Source organism: Actinomadura soli (assembly GCF_005889715.1).
GTDB classification, from domain to species: Bacteria; Actinomycetota; Actinomycetes; order Streptosporangiales; family Streptosporangiaceae; genus Spirillospora; species Spirillospora soli.
In genome coordinates, this window is the sequence record NZ_VCKW01000325.1 from 1 (window position 1) to 7,733 (window position 7,733).

The 7,733-nt window shown below is 70.6% G+C and carries 10 protein-coding genes; 4 read left to right on the top strand and 6 right to left on the bottom strand.

Annotated elements, in window-relative coordinates; genetic code table 11:
* Positions 1-788: 788 nt before the first annotated feature.
* Complete coding sequence (locus ETD83_RS36815; protein WP_138649830.1) at positions 789-1,331, top strand: Pycsar system effector family protein; 543 nt, start codon at positions 789-791, stop codon at positions 1,329-1,331.
* 21 nt (positions 1,332-1,352) lie between these two features.
* Here ETD83_RS36815 and ETD83_RS36820 read toward each other — a convergent pair whose 3' ends face one another.
* The gene (locus tag ETD83_RS36820; RefSeq protein ID WP_205718079.1) at positions 1,353-1,943 is read right to left on the bottom strand and encodes a class I SAM-dependent methyltransferase; all 591 of its coding nucleotides are present in this window, start codon (positions 1,941-1,943) and stop codon (positions 1,353-1,355) included.
* Between the two features lie 250 nt (positions 1,944-2,193).
* Between ETD83_RS36820 and ETD83_RS36825 the strand changes: the two genes are divergently transcribed.
* Positions 2,194-2,673, top strand: a complete 480-nt coding sequence (locus ETD83_RS36825; protein ID WP_138649831.1) for an SH3 domain-containing protein — start codon at positions 2,194-2,196, stop codon at positions 2,671-2,673.
* Between the two features lie 68 nt (positions 2,674-2,741).
* On the opposite strand, the gene ETD83_RS36830 is transcribed toward ETD83_RS36825, so the two are convergent.
* The 3 genes from ETD83_RS36830 to ETD83_RS36840 form a co-directional block, all read right to left on the bottom strand.
* The gene (locus ETD83_RS36830) at positions 2,742-2,936 is read right to left on the bottom strand and encodes a hypothetical protein (protein ID WP_138649832.1); all 195 of its coding nucleotides are present in this window, start codon (positions 2,934-2,936) and stop codon (positions 2,742-2,744) included.
* A gap of 77 nt (positions 2,937-3,013) precedes the next feature.
* Positions 3,014-4,357, bottom strand: a complete 1,344-nt coding sequence (locus ETD83_RS36835; protein ID WP_138649833.1) for a sensor histidine kinase — start codon at positions 4,355-4,357, stop codon at positions 3,014-3,016.
* Entirely contained in the window at positions 4,354-5,040 is a 687-nt protein-coding gene (locus ETD83_RS36840; RefSeq protein ID WP_171064653.1) for a response regulator transcription factor, read from the bottom strand. The genes ETD83_RS36835 and ETD83_RS36840 overlap by 4 nt, the downstream gene beginning before the upstream one ends.
* Before the next feature lie 39 nt (positions 5,041-5,079).
* Here ETD83_RS36840 and ETD83_RS36845 point away from each other — a divergent pair, with 39 nt between their 5' ends.
* Complete coding sequence (locus tag ETD83_RS36845) at positions 5,080-5,586, top strand: hypothetical protein (protein ID WP_138649834.1); 507 nt, start codon at positions 5,080-5,082, stop codon at positions 5,584-5,586.
* 34 nt (positions 5,587-5,620) lie between these two features.
* Here ETD83_RS36845 and ETD83_RS36850 read toward each other — a convergent pair whose 3' ends face one another.
* Positions 5,621-5,977 carry a PaaI family thioesterase gene (locus tag ETD83_RS36850; RefSeq protein WP_205718080.1) on the bottom strand — a complete coding sequence of 119 codons (357 nt, stop codon included), beginning with the start codon at positions 5,975-5,977 and terminating at the stop codon, positions 5,621-5,623.
* 290 nt (positions 5,978-6,267) lie between these two features.
* Between ETD83_RS36850 and ETD83_RS36855 the strand changes: the two genes are divergently transcribed.
* Positions 6,268-6,867: a DUF4870 domain-containing protein gene (locus ETD83_RS36855; RefSeq protein ID WP_138649836.1), complete on the top strand. Its 600-nt coding sequence runs from the start codon at positions 6,268-6,270 to the stop codon at positions 6,865-6,867.
* Between the two features lie 19 nt (positions 6,868-6,886).
* Here the strand turns inward: ETD83_RS36855 and ETD83_RS36860 are convergent.
* Positions 6,887-7,733, bottom strand: an 847-nt coding sequence (locus tag ETD83_RS36860) for a TIGR03619 family F420-dependent LLM class oxidoreductase (protein WP_230421431.1), incomplete at its 5' end; no start/stop codon positions are given.

Genomic DNA, 7,733 nt, shown 5'->3' on the forward strand with positions numbered 1-7,733 from the left:
GGGAGGTCTTGCGACGGCGCACCCACCCGGTCAGCACCGACCGCTCCTCGTCGGACAACACCACCGGTTCCAGCTTCGGGCTCGGCATCCCCACACCCTACCGACTAACGAAGAACTAATGACTCAGGACACTAGCGCGTTGCTTTGCGTCGAAGGCCATTGGTGATGTTCTCCCAGTTGCATGGTTCCGGCCTTGCGCGGGGGCCTCGTAGCCGGGACAGGTGGACGGGCCGGCTCTGCCGCTTGTCTACTCTGCCGTCGTGTACGCCCGGCGCGCGGTCCCCGCGCACTTCGGGGACGGGTCAGCAGCACGGGCGCAGCCTGCTCGACGCCCTGGCTCTTGCTGGATCTCGCGTCTGCGGACGGCGTCGGCTTGGTCCCGTCGCCAGCGCTGAAGCGGAGACATAGGCCAGGCAGCGAGTCAGCAATGCGCGCGGCCCGGTTCTCGGGTCGACAAAAGGCGAGGTCATCGCCATCGGCACAGGCTTCGGATGGCACGACGCCGCAGGCCCCCCACGGCGAGGATGGCCCCGGCGTGATCGAGTGGCGGAGGGGCCTGTCCTGGGCGCCTAATCCGGATCACAGCCGCACCCGTCGTGGTGGCGGCCGCCGTAGCAGCCGTCAGCTCGTACCGACTCGGGCGTCGGCCCCGGACGGTGCCGTCCATCGGGGTGCGGGGCCGACCTGTTTTCCTGGTCGTGATTACTCGATGGACAGGTTCTCGTATCGTTGCGTCGTATCGACCGAGCCGCAACGTCCAAGGAGGAGGTTCCAGCAGCGGAGGAGAGATGACGCAGACATCCAGTCAGGGTAGCCGGCAGCCCAAATCCGATGAGGAGTCATTCGAGGCGTACGCGTGGCGGGTACACCAGGCGTTGCACGATTGGACTGCGAAGGTGGATGCCAAGGCTTCGGTGATCCTTACTCTCGAAACCGCGGTTCTGGGCCTGATCGTTGCCTTCGTCCAAACCGAGGATCGGCTCAGTCACCTTTCTGGGCCGAATATCTGGGTCTTCCGAAGCGGGGTCGTCCTACTCGTCTGCGCGATCATTCTGGCGGGCTCTGCGATCTTTCCCCAGCTCAACCGCAGGGACGCGAAACGGAACTGGAATCGCAACTATGTCTATTTCGGCCATCTACGACGCTGGGCTCCCAGCGACTTGGTCAATACCCTGAAGGATGGCAACGACCAGCGCAATGAACTCGTTCTCAGTACGCAGTTGATCGCACTTTCACAGATCGTCTGGCGCAAGCACGCCTTCTTGCAGTATTCCATGTGCATGGTAGTTCCTGGAAATATCACTATATGGGCATCGCTGCTATTGGCCTGACCTGACGCCCAGCTGGTGCGTTCAGCACGTAAAGCCGAGGCTGCTCCATCTCAGCTCCGGGCGGCCGAGCACGTCCTGCCGGAAACCGCGATGAACGAGCCTCAGGCCGGCGGCGTTCGCGTCGGCGATCGTCTCCTCTGCCGAGACGTCGAACATCCGGCGGCCCGATGGAACAGGTCCGTGGCGCAGTGTCAGCACGATGTGTCCGCCCGGCGCGAGAAGTACGGCGAGCCGCTTCATCGCGCTGCGGCGCTCGTGCTCGTCCAGGTGCATCCAGACCGCGGACAGGAGGATCAGGTCGAAGTCGGACGTCGAGGGGAGGGCCGGGAGGTCGGGAAGCGCGTCGGCCACCCACTCGATGTGTGGGGAGGCATGGAGGCGTTCGCCCAGGGCTCGCAGTTCGTCAGTGGGCTCGGCGGCCACCACCCGATGCCCGGCACGCGCCAGCGCCGCGGCGTCACGCCCCGACCCCGCCCCTACGTCCAGGATCCGGCTCGCGCCGCCGGGGAACAGGTGCAGAACATCCCTGTGGACGTCCGCGAACTCCAAGCCCTCGTATTGCCGTGCCAGCACCTCTGCGGCCTCGGCATAGCCGACCGTACCCGCGATCACCAGTCCAGCTCCCAACCCCCAAGGCCCGTTCACCCCGACGAACACGCGACCCCAGAAGACGCTAGCGGGCTTAGCGCGTCCTGCGTAGCCAGGATCGCCACCGTCCGTCAGCGGCTTGCGGCCGGGGGCCACGACGGCGGTGAGCCCGGCTACCCGGGGTACGTCAAGAAGAGTCTTCGTTACTCTGTGTCTCTCTTATGTGACCCTGGGTAGTGTTCGCGGCGTACGTCGGACCAACCTGGAGGAAGAGATGCAGGTAGGGAGAAAGCTCGGTGTGGGGGCGGCCGCCGCGGTGCTGGCCGGGAGTGCGCTGAGCCTCGGTGCGGTCGCCGGGGCGTCGGAGCCGCCGCCGAACCCGGGGCAGGACGAGTCGATGCCGGCTCAGCCGCAGCCCACGCAGCAAGAGGAAGGGCAGGGGCCCGGCGCCATCGTCGTGGGGCCTGAAGGCGCCGCCAAGGCGCTGGAGCGGCTCCAGTACGCCAACGCCCAGCGGGCCCAGTGGTGCCACGGGACGGTGCAGGTCACGAAGCTGAACGTCCGGTCGGGGCCGGGGACGAACTACCCCGTGCAGTACACGGTCAAGAAGAATCAGCCCGTCAACACGGACTGGAGCCGCATCGTCCGTAGGCACGGGTACCTGTGGGTGCCGCTCAGCAACAACTACTGGCTCGCCGACTACAAGCTCGGCGATGGAAACGGCAAGTGGTACATCAAGTACACCAACTGCTGACGCCAGGGGTCGGGGCCGGCGGGTGAGGCCGGCCCCGATTTCCGTTGGTGCCGTCTCCTGCAACGGGGCTATCGGCGATTACCGGATGCGCCATGGTCGACGTCCTGCTGGTGGCGACTCCACTCCCCCAGGCCGATGACGTACGAGCTGGGCGCGGTGGGGACGTAGCCGCTCGCGAGGAACCCCAGGACCGCGATCAGGACGGCGACCGCGAGGCCCACAACACCGACGAGACCTGCGGCGACGTAGCGGCGACGCTTCATGGCGGTCAAGCTAGAGCCGAGCCGGAGCAGCGGCGCCGGTGTTAAGCGGGATTTAAGCCCGGGCTAGGGCGGGCGTCCTACGTGCGGGAATGGCGGCGGCGGACCAGGCGGCGGGAGCGGCGGGCGGGCGGCAGCCATTTGGTGCGGAACCACATCTGCACCTGCGCGCCGCCGAGGACGCTGCGGTGGATGCGCAGGTAGCCGCCGGTGGACTCGGCGGCGCGGCGGGCGATGTCCAGGCCGAGGCCGGTGGACCCGCCGCTGCTGCTGCCCCGCTTCAGCGCGGCGTCCGGGTCGGCGATGCCGGGGCCTCCGTCCGCGACGAGGATGCCGGTGACGCCCTGCCCCTGGTGGAGCGTGACGACGAAGCCGGTGCCCTCGGACGTGTGCCGGAAGATGTTGCCGAGCAGCGCGTCCACGGCGGCGGCCAGCTCGGTGCCGGGGAGCGGGAGCGGCGCCGGACGTTCCGCGCCGATCAGCTCGCAGGAGCGTCCCTCGTCCTCCGCGAGGACGGACCAGAACGCGACCCTGTCCTGCAGCACCTTGGACGCGTCGCAGCTGCCGCGTCCGGTGGGCCGGCGGACGGTCCGGATGATCTGGTCGACCTCGCGCTCGATGCGGTCGACGGCCTCGCGGGTCTGCTCGACCACCGGGCCGTCGCCGAGCGCCTCCACGTTGAGGCGGAGCGCGGCGAGCGGCGTGCGGAGCCGGTGCGACAGGTCGGCGGCCATCTCCCGCTCCGCCGACAGGAGCTGGACGACGTGGTCGGCCATCGCGTTGAACGCCAGCCCGGCCTCGACCAGCTCGGGCGGCCCGTCCGGTTCGATGCGGACCGACATCTCGCCGTCCCCGAACGCGCCGGCGGCCTCGGCGAGCCGGCGGGTGGAGCGGATCATGCGGTTGCCGAGCCGGTCGGCGACGGCGACGGACCCGGCGACGAGCGCGGCGGCGACGGTCGTCATGACGAGCCACGCCTTCCACACGCCGCGGGACAGGTCGTCGTCGGGCAGGTAGACCTCGACGACGGCGGTGCGGCCCGCGTCCAGCGACACCGGCTGCAGGAGCGCGTAGCCCCCGTCCACGCGGGCGGTGTAGGAGCGTCCGCGGCGTCCCGCCTCGGCGAGCTGATCGGGACGGGCGCCGCCGTCCGGGGACGCGTTCCTGGGGACGATCCCGCCGTCCGGCATGTGCACGGTCATCCGCCCGGCGGCGCCCGCCTGGGTGCTGGCGACGGCGCGTTCGAGCGCGGCGGGGTCCTCGGTGACGACGAGGACGGGGCCGAGCGCGCTGGCCTGCCGCTCGGCGGTGGTGAGGGCGCGGTCCCGGGCGATCTCCCGGACGGTCAGCGCGAGCGGGATGAGGAACGCCAGCGCCACCATCGAGGTGACCGCGAGCGACACCAGGACGAGGGTGCGCCTCATGGTCTCGGGCCGGGCTCGGCCAGCCGGACCCCGACCCCCCGCACGGTGTGGAGGTAGCGGGGGGCGGCGGCGGTCTCGCCCAGCTTGCGGCGCAGCCACGACAGGTGGACGTCGATGGTCTGGTCGTCGCCGTACGCCTGCCGCCACACCTCGGCGAGCAGCTCGCGGCGCGCCACGACCCGTCCCGGCCGGGCGGCCAGGTAGGCCAGCAGGTCGAACTCGCGGCGGGTCAGTTCGAGCGGCTCGCCGTCCAGCGCCGCCTCCCGCCGGTCCAGGTCGATGTGCAGGCCGCCGACCCTCAGCTCGGCGGTCGGCCCGGACCGGACCGACCGGCGCAGGACGGCGGCGAGCCGGGCGCTGAGATGCTCGATGGAGAACGGCTTGATGAGGTAGTCGTCGGCGCCGGCGTTCAGCAGCCGGACGATCTCGGGCTCGTCGTCGCGGGCGGTCGCGATGATGACGGGCACGTCGGAGATGCCGCGGAGCATCTTCAGGACCTCCGCGCCGTCGAGGTCGGGCAGCCCGAGATCGAGGACGACGACGTCCGGCGGCGACTGCGTGACCTCGCGCAGCGCGTCCATCGCGGTGCCGACGCTGCGGACGACGTGCGAACGCACGCTCAGCTCCCTGATCAAGGCGGTCCGGACATTCGGGTCGTCCTCGACCACCAGAACACTCGCCATGGCGGAACCGTATGCCACCATGTGCCCATGCGTCGCGCAATGTCGTATGTTGCCCCCTGGGCCGGGGTGACCGCGCTCGCGGTGGCGCTCTCCTGGCTCGGGGTCCGCGACGTGGTGCGCAGCGCGGTGTCGGACCGGTCGGCGCCGCCGCCGATCGCGGGTCCGATCATCCATTCCAGCCCGTCCGAGCTGCCCGGGCCGACCTCGATCGGGCTGCCGACGTCCAGGCCGGCCGGCCCGCCCGCGGGCAAGGACGAAGGGCCGTCGCCCTCGCCGTCGCCGGAGCCCTCCGGACGGGACGACGACCCCGCCCCGAAGCCGCCGGACAACGTGCGCAGCTACGCCACCCGCGGCGGCCGCGCCGCCATGTCGATCGAGAAGGACCGGGTGCGGCTGGTGTCGGCGACGCCCAACCCCGGCTACGAGACGCGCGTGACCCAGGCCGAGCGATGGCTCCGCGTCGACTTCCTCAACGACGACCGCACCTCGTCGGTCATCGCGTCGTGGTACGGGCAGGACCCGGCGGTCAAGGTGTACGAGTACTGACCGGGCCCCGGGTCGGGAGGTCAGTACGGGACGGTCAGTACTGGGACGTGACGAACCGCTGCGGCATGACGAACATCGCGGTTGCCTCGACGGTGACGCGGCCGTCCGGCGCGGCGATCGTCCCGGCCGCGTAGACCTTCCGTCCCTCGACGCGGCTCGCCTTCGCCTCCACGAGGAGCGGGACACGGAGCGGTGTGGGACGGCGGTAGCGCAGCTCCAGGGTCGCGGTCATCCCGGGTGTCCCGGTGGCGGCCGCGGCCATGCCGAGGACCTGGTCGAGCACCAGTGCGGAGACGCCGCCGTGCGCGTACGACGGCGGGCCCTCGTAGACGGGGCCGAACGTGAACTCGCCGGCCGGGAACGCGGGCGGGCCGTCTTTGGACATCGGCATGCCGGGCATCGGGGGCTGTGAATCGATCTCGGGCGGGTCCCAGTCCTGGCCTGGCAGCGGTACGGGTTCCGCGGTCCCGCGTCGTCTCCGGCGCCACCGGACCCCTTGTCGCCCTTCATATCCGGTGACCGTAGTGCACCGGCGACCGGCCCAGGATCGATACAGCGGTCCAACGGCCGAATGACGCGGAACTGGCGAGAACGCCTGCGCCCATGGCCGCGATCCGGGTTTAGATAGATTCTTGCAGTACCTTTCCCGGGAGCCCCTGTCAAGGAACGAAGGAACCACCAGTGACGGACAAAGCCCCGCCGCCTCCCGATGATTTCCCGCCCGATCAGCCTCCGCCGTATCAGGGCGCCTACGGGCAGGCTCCGGGAGCACCGCCCTACGACCAGCCACCGCCTTATGACCAGCCACCGCCCGGAGGACCGCCTCCCGGCGGGCCGCCGCCCGGTCAGCCTCCGCCCGAGGGCCACTACGACCCGCGCTGGGGCTACGGGCCTCCGGGCGTCCCGTACGGCATGCCGCAGCAGCCCCCGCAGGAGACGACCTGGGCGATCTTCTCCTACGTGGGGATGGTCGTGATCGGCTTCCTCGCGCCGCTGATCATCTACTGCGTGAAGAAGAACACCGAGCCGTTCACCCGGTTCCACGCGGCGCAGGCGCTGAACTACCAGATCACCCTGCTGATCCACGTCCTCGCGGTGGCGGTGGTCTGCGTGCCGCCCGCGATCGCGCTCGACAATCCGGCGTTCCTGGCCCTGTTCATCCTCCCGTACCTGGAACTGCTCATCGGGCAGTGGGTGTTCATCATCGTGGGCGCGGTGAAGTCGGGAAAGGGCAAGTACGTCACGTTCCCGACCTTCTTCTGCTTCCGGATGATCCGGTGACCCCGGCGGCTCACGGGGCTCACAGGTAGGAGCGGGCGTACCCGTCCAGCAGGGGCAGGACGGCGTCGCGCCCGGCGGACGGGACGCGCAGCACGACCTCCTCGATCCCGAGCGTGGCGTAGTAGTCGAGCTTCCGCGGGGTGGGCTCCGTCCCGAAGGGGATCACGGGGACCGTCGCCCGCCCCGCCCGCTCGCAGGCGCGGCGGAGGTCGGGCAGCGCCGCGCGGATGCCGGCGCCGCCGACCGGCAGCCATCCGTCGCCGTACTCGGCGATGTGCGCGAACAGCGTGGGGCCGGGCGCGCCGCCGAGCAGCACGGGCACCCGACCGGACGGTTTCGGCCATGACCAGCTCGCCTCGAAGTCGACGAACTCGCCCTTGAAGGACGTCTCGTCGTCCGTCCACAGGGCGCGCATGGCCAGGACGTGCTCGCGCACCATCGCGCGCCGCCGCTTCCATGGCACGCCGTGGTCGGCGCCCTCTTCGGCGTTCCAGCCGTAGCCGATGCCGAGCGCGAAACGTCCGCCGGCGAGCCGGTCGAGGGTGGCGACGGCCTTGGCGGTGACGATCGGCTCGCGCTGCGCGGGCAGCAGGATGCCGGTGCCGAGCGTGATCCGCTCGGTGACGGCGGCCGCCGCCGCGAGGGCGACGAGCGGGTCGAGCGTCCGCGCGTACTCCGCGGGCAGGCTCCCGGGCCCGGTCGGGGACGGCGTCTCGCGGGACACGGGTATGTGGGTGTGCTCGGGGACGTAGAGGGAGGAGAACCCGCGGTCCTCGGCCTCCCGGGCCAGCTCGTGCGGCTCCATCGTCAGGTCCGTCGCGAACATCGTGATCCCCAGCCGCATCGGACGGCCTCCTCCCATCGCC